The sequence below is a fragment of the Noviherbaspirillum galbum genome, from assembly GCF_010974945.1.
Lineage (GTDB): Bacteria > Pseudomonadota > Gammaproteobacteria > Burkholderiales > Burkholderiaceae_D > Noviherbaspirillum > Noviherbaspirillum galbum.
Genome location: NZ_JAAIVB010000013.1, coordinates 86,222 through 108,834 on the forward strand (window position 1 = coordinate 86,222; position 22,613 = coordinate 108,834).

The window sequence follows — 22,613 nt, forward strand, 5'->3', positions numbered from 1 at the left end:
TTGCGGGATCCTGGCGAAAGCCGAGGGCATCACCGGAAGACGTCTGGCACGAAAACACCGGCATGCCAAACCTTGAATTTTAGCATGGCGACAGCCCTCCCACCCGCCGGCAGACCCTCTTGGACTGCAATTCCGTAGGCAAGAAAGTTAAAAATGTGTTGACTGATTCATGACTGTGGGCAAAATACCTGCCTGATAACAACAACCGGGGATGTTCACATGAAAACCTTCGCTTTCCGGACCGGGCTTCTCGCCGTGTCGCTGGCGTCGGCGTGCGCACATGCGCAGACCGCCGGCGAAGTCCAGGCCAGGACGCCGAACAGCGCCTACCTGCAGGATGGGCGCGGCGTCATCGCCCGCAGCCCGTTCGGCCTGTGCTGGCGCTCCGGCACCTGGACGCCGGCGGACGCGGTTCCCGGTTGCGACGGCGAACTCGCGCCGCCGGTAGCGGTCAGTCCGATCGCCCCGGCCCTGCCGGCGCAGGCTGCCGCCCCGGCGCCCGCCCCGGCTGTCCCGCCTGCGCCGAAGCGCTGCGACTTCAGCGTCACGCTGGCCAGCGACGAAACCTTCGCCTTCAACAAGGCGGTGCTGAGCGGTGCCGCCAAGCGGCGCATCGACGCGGAAGTCCTGCCCAAGCTCGCGGCTTGCGCCAAGGTCGACATCGTGATGATCACCGGGCACGCCGACCGCCTCGGCTCGCAGCAGTACAACCAAAAGCTCTCGGAGAAGCGCGCCAGCGCGGTCGCGGCTTATCTCAAGACCAAGGGCGTGAACGCCGAGATCGATACCCTCGGGGTCGGCAAGACGCAATCCGTCAAGGCGTGCGACGACAAGCTGCCGCGCGCGAGGCTCATCGAGTGCCTCGCACCCAACCGCCGTGTCGTGGTCGAAGGGCGAGGCTTGGCTCGCTGAGCGGAGGCTCGCGTACCGGCGCAGCGTGCAACAGGAAGATCCAACATGGCACTAGGCAATAACTTCGAAAAACGCCAGTATTTCATTGCTTTACGTTGTGAATACACAACGCAGCAACAAAAACCTGTTTCCATTGATTTAGCAATACTCGTTGAAAATCAAGCCTGTGGCAAAATGTAGTTAGCGAAAGTGCATTGCAATGGAACAACCTTAATGAAATGCGCATCCAACCCCTGTGGTAATATCAAAAACTAAAGTTGTTTAAATTTGTTGCGCAGTTCATCTGCGGATAACTCCAACCAAGAGGAAAAAAATGAATAAATTAGCAAAACTCGTCTTTGCGGCGTCCGCAGTGATTTCCTTCTCTGCGTCCGCTCAAGAGGATATCCAGGCCAAGACGCCGAACAGCGCTTATCTGCAGGACAGCCGTGGCGTCATCGCACGTGACCCGTTCGGCCTGTGCTGGCGCTCCGGCACCTGGACTCCGGCAGACGCAGTTCCGGGTTGCGACGGCGAACTCGCCAAGCCTGCAGCAGTCGTGACCCCGCCCGCCGCACCGGCCCCGGCTCCCGCCCCGGCACCCGCTCCGGCACCCGCAGCTCCCGTTTCCGAAAAAGTCACCTTCGCCGCTGACACCTTCTTCGACTTCGACAAGGCAGTCCTGAAGCCGGACGGCAAGGCCAAGCTGGACGACATGGTCTCCAAGCTCCAGGGCATGAGCCTCGAAGTCATCATCGCCGTTGGCCACACCGACTCCGTCGGCACCGACGCTTACAACCAGAAGCTGTCCGTGCGCCGCGCCGAAGCCGTGAAGTCCTACCTGGTCTCCAAGGGCATCGAAGCCAACCGCGTCTACACCGAAGGCAAGGGCGAGAAGCAGCCTGTCGCCGACAACAAGACCTCCGCTGGCCGCGCCAAGAACCGCCGCGTGGAAATCGAAGTCGTCGGTACGCGCAACAAGTAATCGACCCTCGTCGGTCCAGACCCCGCTTCGGCGGGGTTTTTTTATGGATTTTTTCCGGGCCGAGCAGGTCTTTTCCCTGAGTTGCCCCAATTAACGACCTGCCCTTCCCTACGCCCAGCCACAGGAACCATTGCCCCATGAATGCCGATCCCCTGGAGTTGCAGAAATTCAGCGACCTCGCCCATCGTTGGTGGGACCCCACGTCGGAGTTCCGCCCCCTGCATGAAATCAATCCTCTGCGCCTCGAGTGGATCAACGCGCTCGTGCCGCTCGCGGGCCGGAAGGTCGTGGACATCGGTTGCGGCGGCGGCATTCTCGCGGAGTCGATGGCGCGCAAGGGCGCTGATGTCACAGGCATCGACCTGTCCGAAAAAGCCCTGAAGGTGGCGGACCTGCACAGCCTCGAATCCGGCGTGACTGTCCGCTACGAAATGATTTCCGCCGAGGAACTCGCGTCGCGCGAGAGCGGCCAGTACGACGTGGTGACCTGCATGGAAATGCTGGAGCACGTGCCGGATCCCGGCGCCATCGTCAGGGCTTGCGCCACCCTGGTCAAGCCGGGCGGCAGGGTCTTCTTCTCGACCATCAACCGCAACCCGAAATCGTATCTGTTCGCCGTGGTCGGTGCCGAATACATCCTCGGCCTCTTGCCCAAGGGCACGCACGACTACGCCAAGTTCATCACGCCGGCGGAACTGGCGCAGCACATCCGCACCGCCGGACTGGAACTGGACAAGCTGAAAGGCATGACCTACAACCCGCTGACCAAGGTGTACTCGCTGAACCAGGATACCGCCGTGAACTACCTGGTCGCCTGCACCCGTCCGCTATAAGGCCGCCGCCATGCCTCTTTCCATTCCCCGCGCCGTCCTGTTCGACCTGGACGGCACCCTGGCCGATACCGCGCCAGACCTCGCGGCCGCCATGAACGCCGTGCGCGCCAGCCGCGGACTCGATCCCGCGCCTTACGAGCTGCTCCGTCCGGTGGCTTCCGCCGGCGCGCGCGGCCTGATCGGCGCCGCCTTCGGCTTGAAACCGGGCGATGACGGCTACGAGGAACTGCGGGTCGCCTTCCTCGACCAGTACGAGACCAACATCGCGGTGCATACCTGCCTGTTCCAGGGCATTCCCGCCCTGCTCGGCCGACTGCAGCATCGCGGCGTCACCTGGGGCATCGTCACCAACAAGGCTTCACGCTTCACCGACAAGCTGGTGCCGCTGATCAGCCTCGGAACCGCTCCCTGCGTGGTGTCCGGCGACACCACGCCGCATTCCAAGCCCCATCCCGAACCCCTGCTCGAAGCGGCGCGCCGCCTCGACATCGATCCCATGCATTGCTGGTACGTCGGCGACGACCTGCGCGACGTCCAGGCGGGACGCGCCGCCGGCATGGTCACGGTGGCCGCCGCCTGGGGGTATTGCGGCAACGTCGAGCCGGTCTCCTGGGACGCGGATGCCCTGGCGGCAACACCGGCCGACCTGCTGCAACTGATCGATTCCCTCGCGTGACGCCCCTTGAAATCAGCCCACCCCACCCCATCTGGTGAGGTACAATAGCTTGGCTTCTTTGGGGACGACCTGGTTTCGACAGGGGTTGCAAAGCAGTACAGGGCATGCCGAGGACTGGTCACCTCGTAAATCCATCCAGAAGCAGACAACTGCAAACGACGAAGCTTACGCTCTCGCAGCGTAAACCCTTAGAGCTTAATAACCTCTAACCTCGCACCGTTTCGTTCCTGGGACGGGCTGGCAACAGCAGCGAGGTCATTTACAGGAACTCGCATCATGCCGGGTCACTTGGTGTGGTGTTAAATCTAGGTGACTCGCTTTGACGAAGCGCGTGCGTCCGCGTCGGCAGGGTCAAAACCAATTGGCTGCACTACGCATGTAGAACTGGCTGTAGAGTACTTCTGGACGCGGGTTCGATTCCCGCCGTCTCCACCATCAATACCCCCAGCTTCATCCAACGCCGTCCACGTGACGGCGTTTTTCATTCTAGGTCCGCACTTTTCTTGTCCGATACAGTCTGACCGAACTCTACGACGTCCATCCTTTTGCGGGGTAGTGTTGGGGGTATCAGCAAAAATCCAACTGGAGAGCAGACCATGGTTGGGGGTATCGGCGGAAAACTGACGGATAAAGCGGTCAAAGCCTTCGTCGCATCGGCGCTGCCGGGCAAGAAGCTGGCTGACGGTGGTGGATTGCATCTCTTCATCACCCCAGCGCGGAGTGCCACATGGCGCGTCAAATACCGCGTTGAAGGCAAAGAAAAGCTTTATTCCATCGGCCCCTACCCGTCTGTCACCTTGGCCGCTGCTCGTGTCGAGCTGGCAGAAATCAAAGCCCTCTTGCGCGGAAATCAGGACCCGGTTGCGGCACGCCGCGTCAACCGGGCCGCCAGCTTCTCGCAAAGCGAAAACACCCTCCGTGCGGTAGCGGAAGACTGGTTATCGATGAAGCAACGCGAATGGAGTCCGGGCCACTACAAGAAATCGGCCCGCGCCTTGGAGCGAGACATCTACCCAAGCCTCGCCAATCTGCCCATTGCAAGTATCACCCCGGCCATGGTCGCCACGACCATCGAGAAGGTCAATCAACGCGACGTGCTGGAAACCGCCACGCGCATCCTGCAGCACCTGAATGGCGTATTCCGCTACGCCCAAGCCAAAGGCCTGTGCCGGGACAACCCCGCCCTCCCCGCAAAAGAAGTTTTACCCCGCAAGAAGGATAACGGGCACATGGCAGCACTGCTCGACTTTCCCTCCTTGGGCGACCTGCTGCGTCGTGCGAATAGGGCGCGTCTCTCCCCTTCGGTCCGTATGGCACATCGCCTGTGCGCCTTCACTGGCATGCGGATCAGCAATATCGTGGAAGCCGAATGGAAAGAGTTTGACCTTGAGAGCACGCCGCCGCTCTGGGTTATCCCCCGGCACAAGATGAAGATGAAATCCCGCCCGATGGACCACCGGGTACCGCTATCGCCACAAATTGCGGCTGAGCTTCGGGAATGGCGCAAGACTTGGGGTGGCCATGGATTCGTGTTCCCATCGCCCAATGGTGGGAAGCACATCAGCAGGGAATCGCTGGAAAAAGCGTACCGGCTAACCTTGCAGATGGACGGCAAACATACGCCACATGGCTGGCGCAGCGCCCTCTCCACGCTGGCCCGCGACTACGGATTCCCACGTGACGTGGTCGAACTGGCATCGGACCGTGCCCACGACACGGAAGTCGCACGCGCCTACGATCGTGGCGAACGCTTCTCGGAGCGGATCAACTTGTTCAACTGGTGGGGAGAGCAGCTCGCCACTGCAGAGCACGGCGCGAAAGTGATGCCTCTCGTAAGCAACGCAGGCTGACCACTACGTCCTGCGCCGATGGCTACCCACCCCTACCTTCCATCCGCACCGGCAGATCTAGTCACCGCCCATCGCGAGCGGCAAATCGCCAAGGGTTACCCGCAGCTCGAACTGCTTGTCACGCACCCCGACATGCAGCTTGCATGGCAAGAGCTATCGAAGCGAGCGAAGCCCGAAGACACGGCTTATGGCATGCGGCTTTTCGGGGAAATCGTAGCAATTCTGCACCGCTTGCGACCGACCATGGTTACGCTGCGCCGCTCAGAGGAGAAAAGCAAATTGATGGGTATCGCCACGCAAGCCGGGGCACTCGCTAAGGCGATTGAGAACGGCCCATTCGACAAGCAGGCGTATGAGTATTTTCCAGTCGATATCATGGAAATTAACGGCATTGCCGACTGGCGCATGCAGGATAGCTTATCCCGGGCTGCGCTTGCGTACGACTTACTGCGCGTCTGGGCATCCTTCCCCGAAATGCTGCGTGAACTCGCCGCCCAAGCGGAAAAGCAGGCACATGAGGCGATGAGTCGCCCTCGGGTCGTCGACCGCCAATTGGGCAGCGAGTCCTATCGCCAGCTTTACTTCGTTCGCGCCTTGACGCAGTACATGACGAAGGATTTCGGCTCGCCGCTCTACGGCACAGTCGCCCGTATCGCCAGCTCCATCCTTGGGATCGGACTCACCAAAGAAGACGTGGAAAAGATGACAAGGGGGTCTATCTAAGCGCCCACGAAAACATGCACTGTCGTGGACGGGTGTTTAACGTCCAGCGCCATAGCATGACGTGTGTCTTCAATCAACAAAGGACAACACGTTATGCACTCACTTCCTATTACTGGCTACCTTCGCCTTTCCCAAATTGTTGGCGACCACAAGGCGAATCCCCCGATCCCTCCGCTCATCCCCGTGAGCAAATCGACATGGTGGGAAGGCGTCCGCACTGGCCGCTATCCCAAAGCCATCAAGCTCGGTCCTCGTATCACCGCATGGCGCGTAGAGGACATTCAGAAGCTCATCATTGACGGGAAATTTGACGGCAACGTCGCTTGATTTGTCCGGGTCTGCTGAAGCAAGGAGAACGGCATGGGCCGACTAAGAACGAAGCGCAAGGTAGTAGGCCGCTTCCTGTTAATGCCGCACAGGGTATTACACAGCCCTCAATATCACGCACTTCCCGGCAATGCAGTGAAGCTGTTACTCGACATTGCTGCACAGTACAACGGTAAAAATAATGGCGATCTCAGTATTGCATGGAAGATTATGCAGCCCAAAGGCTGGAAGTCCGAGGCAACACTCAATAAGGCCAAAAAAGAATTGCTGGCATCAGGATTTATTGCGGAAACCCGTAAAGGGCGACTGCCCAATCTATGCAGTCTCTATGGAATTACGTGGCAGCCCTTGGATCATGATCCCAAATACGATATCGGGCCTCTTGGCTTTCCCATGTATGCATGGGAGACCACGTCCGTGCCTCGCCTAAAAATGCCGAAGGCCGCTGCAACGTCTACTACGGCTTCTACAGTCATACAACCGGGATAGCTACAGAATCTAAAGCTAAGCATACCTACCCAGCTACAGAGTTGAGCGCTACCCGCAGCATTGGCGACCGGCTACCGACTTTCGTTTCTGTAGTCCTATATAGAAGTTGCCATATGCAGGCGGAGCACTAGAAGAATATGACCGACAAACATCACAGGAAAGATGGCCTCTCATCCGGCACTGACACTACTGATTGTCCCCGGGTAGTTCATGCGCGTGACGAACGTGCCACGCCGATCTGCGGCGCGAGGAACCGCCAAGGGCTGCCATGCCAGTGCAAGAAGCTGTACCGCAGTGGGCGCTGCCGCTTCCATGGAGGCCTCAGCACAGGACCGAAGCGCAAAAAATCGGTGTAAGCCCGGGACCAGTATCGCGCACGCGCACGCGGCATGGACTTCTCGGTCCAGCCCGCACACAGTCACCTGCCCGTCTGTCGAAACAGGTCTATGACTCTAAGCCGACATGTCAGATGCCATGAAAGGCTGGAATCTCTACCGACAGCCTACGCAAGAACGGTCTGCGCTTTGGCATCGACATGGACTTGTGGCGAGCCTTGTGCGGCCGTCTTTCGCTTGTCGGTGCGATTACCTCGAATAGGCTTCAATCGGGTATCAGGAACTGGACCACACTTGCGGCGAATGCGCCTGCTACCGATAGACCACGTCATAGGGCGTACTGACTCGACTAGCCATACCACCCCTACATTGCGGAACACGAGGTCGCCCTTGCCGTTATCTGGCGCAAGCACCTTGACGATGTGACCGACATTGCTGGGGTGATGAGCATTAATGACGACCGCAAGGTCGCCAGCTCTGCAGCGTGGCTTCATGATTTCCTCCAGAATCCCCCGATATCCGGTGTCACCGGACATGCTGGGGGCGGAGGCATGGGGCGACGGCTTTAGCGGTATTTCTGGATCGCCCCGCAAGTTGTCGATTAAAGCGACGATGTGTGAAGCATCAGACAACGATGGAAGGATTTGGTTTACGGATGGGCAAGGTTCGTCATGGTATTGCTCGCTGTCCGGCCTCAGAAGCGAAACCGGTCTCGTCGTTGGCCTGCCGAGGTTTAAGACCCCCGGTACCTTCTTAATTAGACTGGGCCGCCCCCTACCTTTCTCTGATGTTGACGTGCCGAGAAACCCGGCTAGTCCTTACCGTATAGGGATTCCGTCGAAAGATTTTTTGAGCAATAACGCGAAAACCAAGAAATTGCTCTGAAGAAAGCATCTGGACGAAAAGGAGAATGCCTGCATGATGCTTTCTTTATGCGGTGATATCTTTTTTCTAGGAGCCTTCTCACCCGTGCGCAACCGACAGTTACTATTTAGCAACAGGAAGAGCGTAAAATCACGGGTTTCGACAAACCAATTCACGACGAGACATTCAAGCATGCTTGATGACATTAAGAAGACCCTCTGGGCAACTGCTGATAAGCTCCGAGCCAACATGGACGCCGCCGAGTACAAGCACCTCGTCCTTGGGCTTATTTTTCTGAAGTTCGTCTCGGATACCTTTCAGACGCGCCGGAACGAGCTACAGGCGCGTTTTGCAGACCCGGACGATGACTATTACCTCGAAGGCGCCGACGCGGCTGAAATCGCTGAAGAATTGGAAGACCGTGACTACTACAAGGAAGTCAACGTATTCTGGGTGCCACAAGAGGCTCGATGGGAAAACCTTCGCGCCCAAGCCAAACAGGCCGAAATCGGCAAACGAATTGATGACGCGCTGGCGCTGATTGAAGGAGAAAACCCCAAGCTCAAGGGCATCTTAGATAAGCGTTACGCGCGGGCGCAGCTCCCGGATGGCAAGCTTGGCGAGCTGGTTGACCTTATTTCCACCATTGGTTTTGGTGAAAGTGGTCAAGGTGCTCGCGATTTGTTGGGGCAAGTATACGAGTACTTCCTCGGCCAATTCGCCAGCGCCGAGGGCAAGAAAGGTGGCCAATTCTATACGCCCGCTTCTATCGTCAAGACGCTGGTGGCGGTCCTAGCTCCCCATCACGGCAAAGTGTATGACCCTTGCTGCGGCTCGGGCGGCATGTTCGTGCAATCAGAACGGTTCATCGAGTCCCATGGCGGCAAGCTGGGCGATGTATCGATCTACGGGCAGGAATCGAATCCGACGACGTGGCGGCTGGCCGCAATGAACCTTGCCATTCGCGGCATCGACTTCAATCTTGGCAAAGAGCCACAAGACTCCTTCACGCGAAATCAACACCCCGACCTCCGCGCTGACTTTGTGTTGGCCAACCCACCGTTCAATGTCTCTGACTGGTGGCATGGGAGTCTGGAAGGGGACCCGCGCTGGGTATATGGCACGCCGCCACAGGGAAACGCCAACTACGCCTGGCTGCAGCACATCCTGTATCACGTCAAAACGAATGGCCGCGCTGGCATCGTGCTGGCAAACGGCTCCATGTCTTCCAGTCAAAACAGCGAAGGCGACATTCGCCGTCTGATGGTTGAGGATGACAAGGTCGAAGTAATGGTGGCGCTGCCGGGCCAGCTCTTCTTCAACACGCAGATTCCGGCCTGCCTGTGGTTCCTGTCCAAGCAGAAGACCGTCCGTCAAGGCGAGGTGCTCTTTATCGATGCACGCAAGCTCGGCAAGGCAATTAGTCGAGTACAGCTGGAACTGACCGATGCCGACATCCGAGAGATCGCCGATACCGTGCATGCATGGCGAGGCGATGGCGAAACCGACGTCACTTACGCCGATGTGCCGGGATTCTGCCGCAGCGTAACACTTGCAGAAATTGCCGAGCACGGATACGTATTGACACCGGGTCGCTACGTCGGCGCTGAAGAAGTCGAAGATGACGACGAAGCGTTTGCCGACAAGATGCAGAAACTGACCGAGAAGCTCGGCGAACAGATGGCCAAGGGGGTAACGCTGGATGCATTAATTCGGCAAAAGCTTGGGGAGATTGGATATGAGTTTTAGATTTCCTGAAGACTGGAAAGTTACCCCTGCCGATGTCTACTGCGTTCGAGTGGCAGATGGAACACACGATAGTCCAAAGTTTGTCGATCATGGCCATCCGCTTGTAACGTCCAAGAACGTAAAGAGTGGGCGAATCGACTTATCCGGTGCAAATTTGATCTCTACGAGCGATTTCGACGAGATCAACAAGAGAAGCATGGTGCATCAGTGGGACGTCATTATTACGATGATTGGAACGGTCGGAGAGGTATGTCTTGTACAGGAGGAGTCTCCACCTTATGCGATTAAGAACGTAGGTTTGTTCAAATGCAATGGCGATGAACTAGCTGCTTCCTGGCTCTATTACTGGTTGGTGTCCCCGATTGCGCAGCAGCTTATCCATGCGAGAAAAAAAGGAACTACCCAACAATACATCTCCCTCGGCGAGCTAAGGAAACTCCCGATTGCAGAACCGACTTCGAAGTATGAGAAGGATAGGATCGTTTCGGTCCTTCGCTCATTAGACCAACGCATCTCACTCCTGCGGGAAACCAACGCGACCCTCGAAGCAATCGCGCAAAGCGTATTTAAGTCGTGGTTTGTCGACTTCGATCCGGTACGAGCCAAGCATGAAGGCCGCGAGCCAAACGGCATGGATGCGGAAACTGCAGGACTGTTCTCCACAGAATTCGAGGAGTCGGAGTTGGGCTCCATTCCTAAAGGATGGACTATAGGAAAACTGGGTGATGTTCTGTCGCTACGGAATGAAAGAGTCAAGTCAGGTAGAGAAACCGCCGCATTGCCCTATGTTCCGATTGAATGCATTTCGTCCAAGGTGCCGTTCCTAGAAGACCACAAACCCGGCGATGAAGCGAACAGTAGCTTAACCCTGTTTAGGAAGGGTGACATCTTGTTTGGCGCGATGCGTCCATACTTCCATAAGGTATGTATAGCTCCTTACGATGGTGTTACTCGTACAACGGTATTTACTCTTACTCCAAAAAACAAAAGAGCGCAGGCGTATGCACTTTTTCAGGCTTATCAGAGTTCTACAGTCGACTATGCGACACAGCACTCGGAAGGTTCGACTATTCCCTACGCAAAGTGGAAGGGCTCTCTTGAAGTGATGCCAATAGTGCTTCCTCCGCCCCCCATACAGGAGGCATTTTCTTCAATTGTCGAACCGCTATTGAACAAAGCAAACGATGGATTGCAGCAGGCCAAAATTTTGGCTGAACTGCGGGAGGAGTTGTTACCACGTTTAATGTCCGGCGAATTACGTTTGCGGGAAGTGGAAGAACAGTTCAACGACGCCCTGACCGGCACCTGAATCGCAGCGCGGACGGCGTAAGCCATAGAAGATAAAGGGAGTACAGCGGCATGACCGAAGACCAACTGGAGCAGGAAACTCTCGGCTGGCTAACCGACGTCGGTTACAGTACCGTTTTCGGCCTGAACATCGCGCCGGACGGTGACTCCCGGGAGCGGGACGACTACCGTCAGGTGCTGCTGGTCGACCGACTACGCCAAGCGATTAGTCGCCTCAACCCTTCCATCCCATTGTCCGCTCGTGAAGACGCGCTGGGTCGGGTATTGAATCTAGATGTGCCGGTGCTGCTGTCGGCTAATCGGGCCTTCCATCAGTTCTTAGTCAACGGCGTGCCGGTCGAATACCAGAAGGAAGGTGAGACACGCGGCGACTTCGTGCGGCTGATCGACTTCGGCAGCGTCGAGAAGAATGAATGGCTGGCGGTTAACCAGTTCTCCATCAAAGGACCGCATCATACTCGCCGCCCCGACATCATCCTATTTGTCAATGGCTTGCCGCTGGTGCTCATCGAGCTGAAGAATCCCGTGGGCGAGGATGCCGACATCTGGAAAGCCTTCGACCAGATTCAGACCTACAAGGAACAGATTCCCGATGTGTTCCAGTACAACGAGGTGTTGGTCATCTCGGATGGCACCGAGGCGCGGATGGGTTCTCTCTCGGCCAATGCGGAACGCTTTCTGGCATGGCGCACCATCGACGGCGAAACGCTCGACCCATTGGGCCAGTTCAATGAGCTGGAGACGCTGGTGCGGGGTGTGCTTGCTCCAACCTATCTGCTCGACTTCCTGCGCTTCTTCGTGCTCTTTGAGGACGATGGGACGTTGGTCAAGAAAATCGCTGGATACCACCAGTTCCATGCGGTGCGAGCCGCAATCAGCCAAGTAATTGCTGCATCCCGGCCCGGTGGCAGCCAGAAAGGCGGCGTGGTCTGGCACACCCAAGGGTCAGGCAAGAGCATCACAATGACGTGTTTTGCGGCCCGGGTGATGCGCGAAGCGGCGATGGAGAATCCGACCGTGGTCGTCATCACCGACCGCAACGACCTCGATGGCCAGTTGTTTGGTGTCTTCTCCCTTGCGCAAGACCTGCTGCGCGAGCAGCCAGTACAGGCGGAAACCCGGCAGGATTTACGCGCCAAGCTGGCCAATCGTCCCTCTGGCGGTATTGTATTCGCCACTATCCAGAAGTTCATGCTGGGTGAGGATGAAGATAGCTTCCCGGTGCTATCCGACCGGCACAACATCGTCGTCATTGCCGATGAAGCGCATCGTACCCAGTACGGCTTAGAGGCAAAGTTTAACGAAAAAAGCGACAAGTATCAGGTCGGCTATGCACAGCACCTGCGCGACGCGCTGCCTAACGCCACCTTTGTCGCGTTTACGGGTACGCCCGTCTCCAATGAAGACCGCGATACCCGTGCTGTCTTTGGTGACTATGTCCATGTGTATGACATGCAGCAGGCACGGGACGACGGTGCGACGGTGGCAATCTACTACGAGTCGCGACTAGCTAAGCTGGGGCTGAAGGAAGAGGAATTACCTGACATTGACGCCGAGGTCGATGAGTTGGCCGAGGATGAAGAAGAAGACCAGCAAGCTAAGCTAAAAAGCCGGTGGGCTGCGCTCGAAAAAGTGGTCGGCGCGGAACCTCGCATCAAGCAGGTTGCTGCTGACTTGGTGGCTCACTTCGAGGAACGCAACAAGGCGCAATCGGGCAAGGCGATGGTCGTGGCGATGAGCCGGGATATTTGCGTGCATCTGTACGATGCGATTGTGGCTTTACGCCCCGACTGGCATGATCCGGACCCGGAAAAGGGAGTCATCAAAATCGTGATGACTGGCTCGGCCAGCGACAAGGCGTTGCTACGTCCCCATATCTACCCCAAGCAGGTAAAGAAGCGGCTGGAAAAGCGCTTTAAGGACCCGGCGGACCCGTTGCGGCTGGTGATAGTGCGCGACATGTGGCTGACCGGTTTCGACGCCCCCTGTGTGCATACGTTGTATGTCGACAAGCCGATGAAGGGCCACAACCTCATGCAGGCGATTGCCCGGGTCAACCGGGTATTTCGCGACAAGCAGGGCGGATTAGTGGTCGACTATATCGGCATCGCGAATGACCTCAAGCAGGCGCTGAAGGAATACACGGCCAGCAACGGACGTGGCCGTCCCACGGTCGACTCCCACGAAGCTTATGCAGTGCTGGACGAAAAGCTCGACGTGCTGCGCGGGATGATGCATGGCTTTGACTACAGCGGCTTCCTGACGGCGGGGCATAGCCTGTTGGCCAAGGCGGCGAACCATGTGCTCGGCCTGAAGGATGGCAAGAAGCGCTTTGCCGACGAAGCGCTAGCCATGTCTAAGGCGTTCTCGCTGTGCTGCACACTGGACGAAGCGAAGGCGGTGCGCGAGGAAGTGGCGTTCTTTCAGGCGGTCAAAGTGCTGCTAACCAAGAAGGACATCAGCGCCAAGAAAAAGACCGATGAGGAGCGGGAACTGGCCATCCGGCAGATTATCGGGTCGGCAGTGGTGTCCACCGAGGTGGTCGACATCTTCAACGCCGCCGGTCTGGAAAAGCCGAATATTGGGATTCTGGACGACGAATTCTTGGACGAGGTGCGCAATCTGCCGGAACGCAATCTCGCGGTGGAGTTGCTGGAGCGACTGCTAGAAGGGGAAATCAAGAGCAAGTTCGCTGGCAACGTCGTGCAGAATCAGAAGTTCTCGGAATTACTGGGGAACGTGATTAAGCGTTACCAGAACCGCTCCATCGAAACGGCGCAGGTCATTGAAGAGCTGATCGAGATGGCCAAGAAGTTCAAGGAAGCAGCCGAACGCGGGACGGAACTGGGCTTGAATGCAGATGAATTGGCGTTCTATGACGCACTGGCCAACAACGAGGAATCGGTGCGAGAGCTGGGTGACGAGACGCTACGTAAGATCGCCCATGAATTGGCTGAGAATTTGCGCGAGAACGTCAGCGTAGACTGGTCCGTCCGGGAGAGCGTCCGGGCCAAGCTTCGATTGATGGTGAAGCGTATCTTACGCAAATACAAGTACCCACCCGTGAGGCAAGACGAAGCGGTGAAGCTCGTCCTAGAGCAAGCAGAGACACTAAGCGCGGAATGGGCATAGTAACAATAAGTCGAGGATGCACGTGGATAGCAAGACAGCAAAAAAAGTTGACTATATCAGGCTTCTTTCAGCAACCCGGCGACGTGAGTCGCGCGGTCCGAGTACCCGGACGCTCGCAATGCACGCTGCAAGTGATCGCGGACGTGTCTTATTTTCAACCGCATTCCGCAGGCTGCAATCGAAAACTCAGGTGTTTCCGCAGGAATGGAACGCAGCTGTCCGCACACGCCTTACACACTCACTTGAAGTTGCATCGATAGGTCGCTACGTTGCCGAGCAAATTTCGGTGGATCTGCTCAGGCGGGGCGAGTTGGGTGAGCGCCCAAGGGACATGGCCAATGCCTTTGTGACCTTTGTTGAGGTCGCGTGCTTAATGCACGATCTGGGCAACCCTCCCTTCGGCCATTTTGGGGAAGCTTCCATCCAAGAGTGGTTTTCCACCCGGGCAGAAGTATTCAAGGAAAAATTCGATCCATCAGTTCAAGATGATTTCGACACGCTTTTTCAAGACTTTTCCCACTTTGATGGGAATCCGCAAGGCTTCCGCCTAGCAGTGCGTCTTCAGTGGGCAAAAGATGAGTTTGGTTACAACCTAACACTGACTCAGCTTGCGGCATTGTTAAAGTATCCGTGGACACCAGACAGGATCGGGGCGACACAAGATGGCGTAACCATCAAGAAAGCTGGAGTTTTTCACAGCGAAGCAGAAATTCTCACTGAAATACAGACTACCCTTGGACTTGCGCCAAACTGCCGTCATCCGCTCACGTACATTATGGAAGCAGCGGATGACATTTCTTACTGCCTCAGCGATATCGAAGACGCGCTCGAAAAGAAAGTTGTTCGTGATCAAGATGTGATTACTGCACTGCGTCAAGGGTTATCTGAGCTTCCGACTTCTAATCGCCTAGCGCAGCAGATGTTAAACACGCTTCCAGATTCTGATGCTTCAGAGATCGACAGCGCGTGGTTCACCGACTTTAGAACAGCGAGCACAAATATTCTTGTCAAGAGGACGCGGACCCTTTACTCAACTAGCCAGAAAGAAATTGAACAAGGCAAATATTTTTCTCTCCTTCGCAATTCTCCGGCAGCACGTGCACTGTTAACTGTCGTTGAAAAGTTCTCCAAAAAGAACCTTTACACCTGCTCGGTTGTGCGGGAGCGGGAGCTAGTTGGCTATCAGGTCATATCTGGAATTCTTGACAAGTTCGGTATTTTGCTTGAGCTGGACACAAAATCGGCGACCGAATTACTAGTCGAGGGAAAGCCGCCTAGGGACAAAGGGATGGCCCTTGCGCCCACTCTCTGGAGTTTTCTTCCTAAAAAGCATTTGAAGGTCTATGCTCACACCATTGAAGGCCACCGCACGACGTTTGGAGAAGATCATCCGAAATATCGACTTCTCGAATGGATGGCTAGAGCACACCTCATCGTAGATTTTCTTTCTGGCATGACAGACGATTTTTCGATCGTAACGTATCGTCGGTTGTACGACGGAGGAACACGACAGCTGTGAGATCGTATTCTGACCATCCTATATCGCTTGTCCCCAGCTGGCTTGAAAGCTTCGGATCGGAGTGCAACGTAACGTTTTCGCGGTACATATATGTACCGCAAAGCGTTAAAGACGAGCGAACGCTCTTTTCTGCGAAGCTACGCGAACTGACTCCTGAGTGGTTAGACACAGAGCTCAAAGCACTCCCTGAGGGAGCTGAGTTAGCCGTCCATTCGACGGTAACGGCAGAAAATCGCATCCTACACATCCCAATGATTGATTTTTCGCCCAAGGCGTTGGACACCAGCGAAGTTATGGCATGGGCTAAAGCCGAGCTGGGAGTAGAGATAAAGCTTTTCAGCAGCGGGCGTTCATTGCACGGGTACGGCATCAATCCGCTGACTCCGGAGGAATGGATAAGATTTATGGGTCTTCTGCTTTTAGCAAACCATCCAAGCAAACCAACAGTTGTGGATACCCGATGGGTCGGTCACCGCCTTCTTGCTGGCTACGCTGCTCTACGTTGGAGCCGCAACACTAGCCACTATCTTCAACTTCCTCAGGCCGTTCAGCTCTAATCATTAGAAACATGGACAGGCTAATGCCTCGACAGCAAGTTATCCGCCAATCGGTGTAACGCTGGAAGAAAACTGTTTATCTCTTTACGCTCAACTAAAATTCCGACCGTGACTTAGCGGAGGGGGGTATTTTTGGGGGTATGTTGTGCGATCGAACCAGCGATATTCGATATAGGCCATTGAAAAATAAAGAAGTATAGCTGGCAGTTCGATTCCCGCCGTCCCACCAAACACCATCAAAAGCCGACCACTCCGTGGCCGGCTTTTTTACATTCCGCGTCAAACCGAATCACCGGCAGGCTCGTCGTTTACCCCACCCAGCTTCTGCAGGTGCCGCGTCGTCGCGCGCGTGCGCTCCGGCAGCGCGGAGTTTCGCAGAGGCGCAGGGCGCTCCACGACGGCCTTCAACAGCGGCACGTCGCCCCACACGCGCAACTGCCGGCGGGCGCGCGAGAACGCGGTATAAGCCATGCCGCGGTGAACGAACTGCGGCGAGCCATTGGTGCAGACGAAGATCACTTCTTCGTACTCGGAACCCTGCGCCGCATGCACCGTCATGGCGTAGGCGAGCGACAGCGCGTCGATGTCCTTGCCCGGAAAGGCGATATGGCGGCCGTCGTCGAGCGACAGCATCAGCTGCACGACGCTTCGTCCCGAGGAATCCATGTCGACGCCGGTGATGAAGCCGGTATCGCCGTTGACCACCTGGTCGACCAGCCTCTGCCCGGCGGCGTCCTCGCCGCGATCGATGGCAATGTTCTTGCGGATGATGATGCGGTCGCCGATGCGCAAGGTGGTGCCAGTGACGCGATGGCCGTCGGGGTTCAGCCGCTGCCTGAGCAGTTCGTTGAGGTAGGTCGTGTTCCATCCCGGGACGCGCGGATCGCCCTTGCGCCGGGGCGTCAGCAGGGCGACGCGCGGCATGCCGTGCCGGGCGATGGCGGCGAAGTAATCTTCCATGACTTCTTCGATCCCCTGCGCGGTGCAGGGCGGCAGGCGGCGGGCGAAGCGCACGTCGGCGCGGCCGATGCCATCGAGTTTCCCTTTCCTGACCTGGCGCACGACGTCCAGGATGCCGCCGTCGTTGCGGTAGGGCTTGTCGAGGCGATGATGATCGAAGGGTAGCTGCAGCAGGTCATGCAGCACGTCGCCGGGGCCGACCGAAGGCAGCTGGTCGGCATCGCCGAGGAAGATGACATGGGTGTCCGGCGCAAGCGCGTCCAGCAGGGCGCGCGTGAGCGCCAGGTCGTTCATCGACGCTTCGTCGACGACGACCACCTCGGCATCGAGCGGATTGTCGACGCCGTAAAGATGGCCTTCGGGCGCCGCGCCCAGCATCGCATGGATGGTGGTTGCCGTGCGCCCGTGGTTGCGCACGCGCGCGGCCAGCACCTTCGCCGCCTTGCCGGTCGGGGCGCAGAACAGGAACTTGCGGTCCCCGGCCACGTGCAGCAGGACTTCCATCAGCGCGGTCTTTCCGCATCCCGGACTGGCGGTCAGGGTATGCAGCAGGTGCCGGGATGTCAGCATGCCGGCGACCGCCTTGCGTTGCGACGCATCCAGCGCGAACGTGCCGCCCTCGGACAACGCGGCCTCGGCCTGCCTGATGCTGGCGTCGAGCGCTTCCTCGCCGCCCTGGAAGATCGGTGCCGCCATCCGCAGGGCGCGCTGGGCGAGGTGGCGGGCGAGCGCGCGCTCCGACATCCACAGCGCGCGCGGGTAGAAGCAGCCGGCCTCGGCGATGATTGGCTCCCCGCGCTCCATCGCGGTAACGATCGCCTCTTGGGCATCTACTTCCGGATCGAACCAGGCGATGCGCGCGGCAAGGTCCTGCTCCAGCAGAAAGGCATGTCCGCCGCGCTCGCAGCCTTCGCGCAATGCATGGGTCGCGAGCGCCGCCAGGCGGCACGGATGCAGGCGCGGAAAGCCAATGCCGCGCACGGCGATCTGGTCCGCGGCCATGAAGCCGTAGCCATCGACGTGGCGCACCGGCGCATACGGATCGCTGGAAAAGATGGCCCACGCCCGCTCCACCGGACCGGCCTGCCCATCGAGCTGTTGCGCCAGCCAGTCCGCGACCTTGCGCAGCGCCGCGTCGCTCACTCCGGTCATGCCGACGCGCGTGGCGAGGTCGCGGTAGATCAGGCCCTTGAGGTCTTCCGAGGCGGCCAGCGAAATCCTGCGGCGCGTGACGCGGCTGAAATCAAGGCCATAGGGATTGCTGACGAGCTGGTCGCGCAGCGCCGCGAGGTTGCCGTGGTATTGCTCGACGACCTTGCGCGCGGTGACCGCGCCGCAGCCCTTGAAGTTGTTGCGCAGGTAGCGCACCAGAGCATCGCTGTCGACCGGAATGTCGATCGCGGCGACCTTGCATTCGAACTGGCGGCCAAAGCGGGGATGATGCACCACGCTGCCATCCATGCGGTAACGATTGCCTTGCGTGAGGCCGACCAGCGATTCGCCGGTCACGACGAGGAAGTCGCCGTCCTCGAGGCGCAGGATGCCCCTGCCCCAGCGTTCGTTATAGACTTCGCAGGAAGTGAGGACGCCGACGATTTCCTGTGACGATGCGGACATGCCGGATGACGGGTAACGATGAAGTTAAAGGCAAAAAGAAGCCGGCATTCCCGAGAAGAGACATGCCGGCGAAGGGACTCGCGGTTTGGATCGGCGCCTTGGCCGATCGTTCCGCGCAAAGGGTTTTCAGAAGGGAATCGCGTCGTCGACGAAGTCGTACTTGGCGGACTTGCCCTTGCGGCCGGCAGGATCAGCGGCGGTGGCATTGACGGACTGAGCAGGCTGAGCGGATTGCTCCGTCTCCGTGCCATGCATGCCATCGTGCCCGTCGTCGTGCTCGGCATCGTTCAGCTCATGCTGGCGTCCGCCGAGCAGGCGCAGGTCGTCGGCAACGATCTCCACCACGGTGCGCTCGATGTCGTCCTTGCCGGTCCACTTGCGGGTCTGCAGGCGGCCTTCGACGTAGGCGAGCGAGCCCTTCTTCAGGTACTCGCCGGCGATCTCGGCGAGCCTGCGGTACAGCACGACGCGGTGCCATTCCGTGGCCTGCTTCTTCTCGCCGGTCGCCTTGTCCTTCCAGGTCTCGCTGGTGGCCAGCGTGAACTGCGCGACGGCGTCGCCGTTGGCGGTGACGCGGCGTTCCGGATCGCGGCCGAGATGGCCGATGAGGGTGACTTTGTTCAGGGTTGCCATGTCCAATCTCCTTGTCGGAACATCATTGAATTTCCAGGCGCGAACCGTGTTCGCCATGCGCGCCGGGAACGGTTTGCCCCGCCTTGATGGCCGCGGCGATGGCCCGCCTGTCCGGCGTCGGCGGCGGAGGCGCGTGGCGCACGAGGAAAGCCTCCGGCAATGCGGCTTCGTCGTCGACCACGACGGCAAGCGGGTTCTTCTTGACGGCCATCGAGAACAGCGCGGTGTTGACCCGCTCCCTGCCCGCGACCTGCATCAGGTCGAGGATGAGCTTGCGGGCACGCCGGGCCGCGCCATCGAGCGAGTAATGCCGGGCCTGCAGATGGGCCATGGTCTGCTCCACGCCGTGCTTCGCGGACTCGATGTTGCGCACCATCTTCGCCAGGTTTTCGAGGCGCTCGTCGAGCGGCTCCGACATGCCGTCGAGCGTGTCGGCGATGACCTGCCGGCTTTCCTCGTTATCGCCATGGCGCTCGGCCAGCAGCTCGGCGAGCTGGCGGTACTGCGCGGCCAGCTCGAAGGCTTCGAAGACCGGGTTCATGCCGCCATCCCGAATTGCTGGGGATGCGGCTCGAGCAGGGCCTTGCGCTGGTCCTTGAGCGCGGTCAGTTCGGCCAGGGCATCCTGGTCGTGCAGCGAATTGGCGACGCGGTAGGCGACGGCGAAGGCACGGTACAGATCGTCCTGGGATTCGGCGCGGTTGATCGCGTCCGCCATCGCGGTCTTCTGGTCGGGCGTCATGGCGTTGCCCGCGCGTTCGCCGTCGACGCCGGCGTTGAGCCAGCTTGCCAGGTTGCGGCCGGTCTCGGGATCGGGCCGGAAGATCTGGCCGTCGAACAGCCGCGTGCGGTCCTTGCCGACATAGGCCTGGTGCTGCACGTCGAGCTCGAAGAAGGTGGTGAACTCGTACTCGATGCCGTCGCGCATGATGGGCGCGAGGCCGACCTTGCGCACCACCTGCTTGCCGGTGCGCTCGTCCTTCTCTTGCACGTACTCGGTCTTGGCGCGCATGGTCGCGATGATGTGGCAGCGGCTTTGCAGGATCGCTTCCACCAGCGCGTTATGCTCGGGCGTGACCTGGCGCCATGCCTGCCAGCTGTTGCCCGACTTGTCGGCGATCTTGCCCTGCCGGTCGAGCGAGCCGCCCTCGCCGCTCCAGGCGTGGGTGAGGCTGTCGATGATGATGGTCTGCACGCCGATGTCCTCGAGGGCGTGGATCGCCTCGATGTAGCGCGCCGGGGTGTACGGCGGGGACAGCGTCAGCACGTCGTAGCCTTCCGGCAGCAAGTCGGCGTAGAGGTCGCCGCTGCCATGCTCGGTATCGATCATGCCGATGCGTCCGCCGAGGCCGCTGGCGATCATCAGCGCGGAATAGGTCTTGCCGCTGCCGGCGGGGCCGGACATGCCGAGACGGAGCTTGGCGCGACGCTTGGTAGCACGGTGGATTTCAAATGAAGCCATGATGTGTCGTTTCCTTTCGCTATCCTCGAATTCAAATTGCTCCTGACGGCCAATTTGCTCATGCCACTGCAAGCCGCCATCATTCCAGTCAACTTGGCTATCCATTACTGGGCCTCGGTGAGTGAAGTGTCATCCCGCCCTGCCGCTGATGTTGCTGATGCCGCGGGGACGGGCCGTGCGCCTGTCAATGCAGGCTGGTTGCGTCGGCCTGGCCGGCGAACAGGCCATCGTCCGCCGCGGCGCTGCCATCGCTGCCATTGAGCAGCAGGTCGGCATGGGCGACAGTCAGGCGTCCCTGCGCCACCGCTTCGCGCAGCACGCGCTCGCGCGCCAGCGGATCGCTGCCGAGCGAAGGCATCCAGTGCACCGGTTCGCGGCGCATGCGGGCCTCGACGACGCCCTTTGCATACGCCTCCTGGAACACCGAGCGCGCCGCCTGCTGCTCGCCCTGCTCGATCAGCGGCAAGGCCAGTCCCCAGGCGTTCGCCACCTCGTCGGTCCAGACCACGGAGACGGTTTCGTCCCTGGGCACCATCGCCCAGGCTTCTTCCGGTGACGGCCGGCCATCCTCCATGCGGAGGATGATGTCGGCGATGCGCAGCGGCCCGTTGAGTTCGAGCCGGCAGCGCGCCAGGGCGGCGAGCACGTCATCCTCGCCGAAGCCGCCGAGGTCGTCGGCCAGCATTTCGGCAGCGGCACGCGACAGGACCTGGCCGCAGACCTCGGCGGACAGGGTGATGGCATCGACCAGTTCCCAGTAGCCGATGTCGCGCCGCGGCGTGCCGGAGGCATTGGAGGCAGACGGAGCAGCGCCCGTGCCGCGTTCTTTCCACTCCGGATAATGAATCTTGGTCTTGCTCATGAACTCGGTTCTCGCTCTCGTAAGGGTTCCAGGGATACATCGGTCAGCGTTCGGCCGGCGGAATCGACGACTGATTTGGTTGCAGAAGATGACAAGACGGGTTCGCTGTCGGTACACTGCTGTCCATCGGGGAAAGCAGGGAAAGCGGGACCCGTCACGTCCGGCGGCAACGTGATCAACAATCAATACGCAATCGGGAATGCTGCAAAAAAGGGAGATAGAAAATGGCGATGGACAGTGCGCAAATCCGGCATCAGAACTTTCAACGACTCTTTGCCGACTTCGTCAACCAACGCCCCCATTTGCCACAACGCGGCATGCTGAAGCTTTTCGCGGAACACCTCAGCCTGTCGGACCGCTACCTCAGCCACATCAAATGCAATCGCAAGAACATCGGCAGCAACGTCGCCCGCACCATCGAGGAAAGGATGGGCCTTCCCCACGGCTGGATGGATCGTGAACACGACCAGCCGCCAGAAAACGCGACGGCGCCCGCCGACGAAAACGAAAAACTGTTCATGGAAATGGCCCTGGCCCTTTACCGCTCACAGCGCGCGGAGGCCCAGCAGCTCCTGCTGACCTTGCTGCGCCAGCGTCTCGAGCCTGCTGCCAACGCCAGCCCTGCACCGCTCGATGCGGTGCTCGGCACGCAAAGCAAGCGGCGAGGCAGGAAGCCGGTCCAGCAGCAGCTTACCGAACTGACCATTCCCGTCGTCACGGGCACCTGACCGGAAGTCCACTGCTCGAATGCACTGTTTATCCATACAGTGTATTTTACAGAAGACCCCAAGTAAAAACAATATCTATTTGGTCGCTTTTCTTTGCTTTCAGCGAATTGCGCA

General features: G+C 58.8%; 22 protein-coding genes and 1 other RNA gene. 17 read left to right on the plus strand and 6 right to left on the minus strand.

The features are described 5' to 3' along the window. Window positions 1-219: 219 nt before the first annotated feature. The 10 genes from G3574_RS06005 (at window position 220) to G3574_RS28780 (ending at window position 7,130) form a co-directional block, all read left to right on the plus strand. Window positions 220-912, plus strand: coding sequence for an OmpA family protein (locus G3574_RS06005; RefSeq protein WP_163961117.1), 693 nt, complete (start codon window positions 220-222; stop codon window positions 910-912). 45 nt (window positions 913-957) lie between these two features. Beyond that, entirely contained in the window at window positions 958-1,092 is a 135-nt protein-coding gene (locus tag G3574_RS28645; protein ID WP_268958864.1) for a hypothetical protein, read from the plus strand. Between the two features lie 133 nt (window positions 1,093-1,225). Continuing rightward, window positions 1,226-1,876, plus strand: a complete 651-nt coding sequence (gene ompA, locus G3574_RS06010) for an outer membrane protein OmpA (protein ID WP_163961118.1) — start codon at window positions 1,226-1,228, stop codon at window positions 1,874-1,876. Window positions 1,877-2,013: 137 nt separating this feature from the next. Then, window positions 2,014-2,709, plus strand: coding sequence for a bifunctional 2-polyprenyl-6-hydroxyphenol methylase/3-demethylubiquinol 3-O-methyltransferase UbiG (gene ubiG, locus G3574_RS06015; RefSeq protein WP_163961119.1), 696 nt, complete (start codon window positions 2,014-2,016; stop codon window positions 2,707-2,709). Between the two features lie 10 nt (window positions 2,710-2,719). Next, window positions 2,720-3,385: an HAD family hydrolase gene (locus tag G3574_RS06020; RefSeq protein WP_163961120.1), complete on the plus strand. Its 666-nt coding sequence runs from the start codon at window positions 2,720-2,722 to the stop codon at window positions 3,383-3,385. 60 nt (window positions 3,386-3,445) lie between these two features. Continuing rightward, window positions 3,446-3,820, plus strand: a transfer-messenger RNA (tmRNA) gene (gene ssrA / locus G3574_RS06025). Between the two features lie 161 nt (window positions 3,821-3,981). Beyond that, window positions 3,982-5,235, plus strand: coding sequence for a tyrosine-type recombinase/integrase (locus G3574_RS06030; protein WP_163961121.1), 1,254 nt, complete (start codon window positions 3,982-3,984; stop codon window positions 5,233-5,235). Window positions 5,236-5,253: 18 nt separating this feature from the next. Beyond that, window positions 5,254-5,958, plus strand: coding sequence for a hypothetical protein (locus G3574_RS06035; protein ID WP_163961122.1), 705 nt, complete (start codon window positions 5,254-5,256; stop codon window positions 5,956-5,958). A 360-nt stretch (window positions 5,959-6,318) separates the two neighbouring features. Beyond that, window positions 6,319-6,774, plus strand: a complete 456-nt coding sequence (locus G3574_RS06045; protein WP_163961124.1) for a hypothetical protein — start codon at window positions 6,319-6,321, stop codon at window positions 6,772-6,774. Between the two features lie 137 nt (window positions 6,775-6,911). Next, window positions 6,912-7,130 (plus strand): HGGxSTG domain-containing protein, encoded by a 219-nt coding sequence (locus tag G3574_RS28780; protein WP_328804745.1) that lies wholly within the window; start codon window positions 6,912-6,914, stop codon window positions 7,128-7,130. Between the two features lie 146 nt (window positions 7,131-7,276). Here the strand turns inward: G3574_RS28780 and G3574_RS06050 are convergent, their stop codons facing one another. After that, on the minus strand, window positions 7,277-7,603 hold the full coding sequence (locus G3574_RS06050; RefSeq protein WP_163961125.1) for a hypothetical protein: 327 nt from the start codon (window positions 7,601-7,603) through the stop codon (window positions 7,277-7,279). Between G3574_RS06050 and G3574_RS28070 the strand changes: the two genes are divergently transcribed. From G3574_RS28070 to G3574_RS28990, 6 genes are all read left to right on the plus strand, one after another. Next, a complete protein-coding gene (locus tag G3574_RS28070) occupies window positions 7,602-7,994 on the plus strand; it encodes a hypothetical protein (protein ID WP_205609675.1) in 393 nt (130 codons plus the stop codon). The genes G3574_RS06050 and G3574_RS28070 overlap by 2 nt on opposite strands. Before the next feature lie 171 nt (window positions 7,995-8,165). Beyond that, window positions 8,166-9,722: a class I SAM-dependent DNA methyltransferase gene (locus G3574_RS06055; RefSeq protein WP_163961126.1), complete on the plus strand. Its 1,557-nt coding sequence runs from the start codon at window positions 8,166-8,168 to the stop codon at window positions 9,720-9,722. Continuing rightward, the gene (locus tag G3574_RS06060; RefSeq protein ID WP_163961127.1) at window positions 9,712-11,031 is read left to right on the plus strand and encodes a restriction endonuclease subunit S; all 1,320 of its coding nucleotides are present in this window, start codon (window positions 9,712-9,714) and stop codon (window positions 11,029-11,031) included. The genes G3574_RS06055 and G3574_RS06060 overlap by 11 nt, the downstream gene beginning before the upstream one ends. A 50-nt stretch (window positions 11,032-11,081) precedes the next feature. Continuing rightward, window positions 11,082-14,162 (plus strand): type I restriction endonuclease subunit R, encoded by a 3,081-nt coding sequence (locus G3574_RS06065; RefSeq protein ID WP_163961128.1) that lies wholly within the window; start codon window positions 11,082-11,084, stop codon window positions 14,160-14,162. A 22-nt stretch (window positions 14,163-14,184) separates the two neighbouring features. After that, window positions 14,185-15,681: a dGTPase gene (gene dgt, locus G3574_RS06070; protein WP_163961129.1), complete on the plus strand. Its 1,497-nt coding sequence runs from the start codon at window positions 14,185-14,187 to the stop codon at window positions 15,679-15,681. Beyond that, complete coding sequence (locus G3574_RS28990; RefSeq protein ID WP_456237889.1) at window positions 15,678-16,238, plus strand: primase 1D-like protein; 561 nt, start codon at window positions 15,678-15,680, stop codon at window positions 16,236-16,238. Before dgt ends, G3574_RS28990 begins: the two co-directional genes overlap by 4 nt. 279 nt (window positions 16,239-16,517) lie before the next feature. On the opposite strand, the gene G3574_RS06080 is transcribed toward G3574_RS28990, so the two are convergent. The 5 genes from G3574_RS06080 to G3574_RS06100 form a co-directional block, all read right to left on the minus strand. Further along, window positions 16,518-18,815: an ATP-dependent DNA helicase gene (locus G3574_RS06080; protein WP_163961131.1), complete on the minus strand. Its 2,298-nt coding sequence runs from the start codon at window positions 18,813-18,815 to the stop codon at window positions 16,518-16,520. Between the two features lie 126 nt (window positions 18,816-18,941). Beyond that, complete coding sequence (locus tag G3574_RS06085) at window positions 18,942-19,448, minus strand: single-stranded DNA-binding protein (RefSeq protein WP_163961132.1); 507 nt, start codon at window positions 19,446-19,448, stop codon at window positions 18,942-18,944. Between the two features lie 22 nt (window positions 19,449-19,470). Next, window positions 19,471-19,989, minus strand: a complete 519-nt coding sequence (locus G3574_RS06090; protein ID WP_163961133.1) for a siphovirus Gp157 family protein — start codon at window positions 19,987-19,989, stop codon at window positions 19,471-19,473. Beyond that, window positions 19,986-20,909 carry an ATP-binding protein gene (locus G3574_RS06095; RefSeq protein WP_163961134.1) on the minus strand — a complete coding sequence of 308 codons (924 nt, stop codon included), beginning with the start codon at window positions 20,907-20,909 and terminating at the stop codon, window positions 19,986-19,988. The genes G3574_RS06090 and G3574_RS06095 overlap by 4 nt, the downstream gene beginning before the upstream one ends. 184 nt (window positions 20,910-21,093) lie before the next feature. Then, complete coding sequence (locus G3574_RS06100) at window positions 21,094-21,771, minus strand: hypothetical protein (protein ID WP_163961135.1); 678 nt, start codon at window positions 21,769-21,771, stop codon at window positions 21,094-21,096. 317 nt (window positions 21,772-22,088) lie between these two features. Here G3574_RS06100 and G3574_RS06105 point away from each other — a divergent pair, with 317 nt between their 5' ends. Continuing rightward, window positions 22,089-22,499 carry a hypothetical protein gene (locus tag G3574_RS06105; protein ID WP_163961136.1) on the plus strand — a complete coding sequence of 137 codons (411 nt, stop codon included), beginning with the start codon at window positions 22,089-22,091 and terminating at the stop codon, window positions 22,497-22,499. The last annotated feature ends 114 nt before the right edge of the window (window positions 22,500-22,613 follow it).

Bases quoted from the DNA above. Each gene is read 5' to 3' on its own strand.
- G3574_RS06055 (WP_163961126.1), top strand. From the start codon at position 8,166: ATGCTTGATGACATTAAGAAGACCCTCTGGGCAACTGCTGATAAGCTC.
- G3574_RS06050 (WP_163961125.1), bottom strand. From the start codon at position 7,603: ATGAAGCCACGCTGCAGAGCTGGCGACCTTGCGGTCGTCATTAATGCT.
- G3574_RS06005 (WP_163961117.1), top strand. From the start codon at position 220: ATGAAAACCTTCGCTTTCCGGACCGGGCTTCTCGCCGTGTCGCTGGCG.
- G3574_RS28070 (WP_205609675.1), top strand. From the start codon at position 7,602: ATGATTTCCTCCAGAATCCCCCGATATCCGGTGTCACCGGACATGCTG.
- ubiG (WP_163961119.1), top strand. From the start codon at position 2,014: ATGAATGCCGATCCCCTGGAGTTGCAGAAATTCAGCGACCTCGCCCAT.
- G3574_RS28645 (WP_268958864.1), top strand. From the start codon at position 958: ATGGCACTAGGCAATAACTTCGAAAAACGCCAGTATTTCATTGCTTTA.
- G3574_RS06085 (WP_163961132.1), bottom strand. From the start codon at position 19,448: ATGGCAACCCTGAACAAAGTCACCCTCATCGGCCATCTCGGCCGCGAT.
- G3574_RS06100 (WP_163961135.1), bottom strand. From the start codon at position 21,771: ATGAGCAAGACCAAGATTCATTATCCGGAGTGGAAAGAACGCGGCACG.
- G3574_RS06035 (WP_163961122.1), top strand. From the start codon at position 5,254: ATGGCTACCCACCCCTACCTTCCATCCGCACCGGCAGATCTAGTCACC.
- G3574_RS28780 (WP_328804745.1), top strand. From the start codon at position 6,912: ATGACCGACAAACATCACAGGAAAGATGGCCTCTCATCCGGCACTGAC.
- G3574_RS06060 (WP_163961127.1), top strand. From the start codon at position 9,712: ATGAGTTTTAGATTTCCTGAAGACTGGAAAGTTACCCCTGCCGATGTC.
- G3574_RS06030 (WP_163961121.1), top strand. From the start codon at position 3,982: ATGGTTGGGGGTATCGGCGGAAAACTGACGGATAAAGCGGTCAAAGCC.
- G3574_RS06105 (WP_163961136.1), top strand. From the start codon at position 22,089: ATGCTGAAGCTTTTCGCGGAACACCTCAGCCTGTCGGACCGCTACCTC.
- G3574_RS06095 (WP_163961134.1), bottom strand. From the start codon at position 20,909: ATGGCTTCATTTGAAATCCACCGTGCTACCAAGCGTCGCGCCAAGCTC.
- ompA (WP_163961118.1), top strand. From the start codon at position 1,226: ATGAATAAATTAGCAAAACTCGTCTTTGCGGCGTCCGCAGTGATTTCC.
- G3574_RS06090 (WP_163961133.1), bottom strand. From the start codon at position 19,989: ATGAACCCGGTCTTCGAAGCCTTCGAGCTGGCCGCGCAGTACCGCCAG.
- G3574_RS06065 (WP_163961128.1), top strand. From the start codon at position 11,082: ATGACCGAAGACCAACTGGAGCAGGAAACTCTCGGCTGGCTAACCGAC.
- G3574_RS06045 (WP_163961124.1), top strand. From the start codon at position 6,319: ATGGGCCGACTAAGAACGAAGCGCAAGGTAGTAGGCCGCTTCCTGTTA.
- G3574_RS06080 (WP_163961131.1), bottom strand. From the start codon at position 18,815: ATGTCCGCATCGTCACAGGAAATCGTCGGCGTCCTCACTTCCTGCGAA.
- G3574_RS06020 (WP_163961120.1), top strand. From the start codon at position 2,720: ATGCCTCTTTCCATTCCCCGCGCCGTCCTGTTCGACCTGGACGGCACC.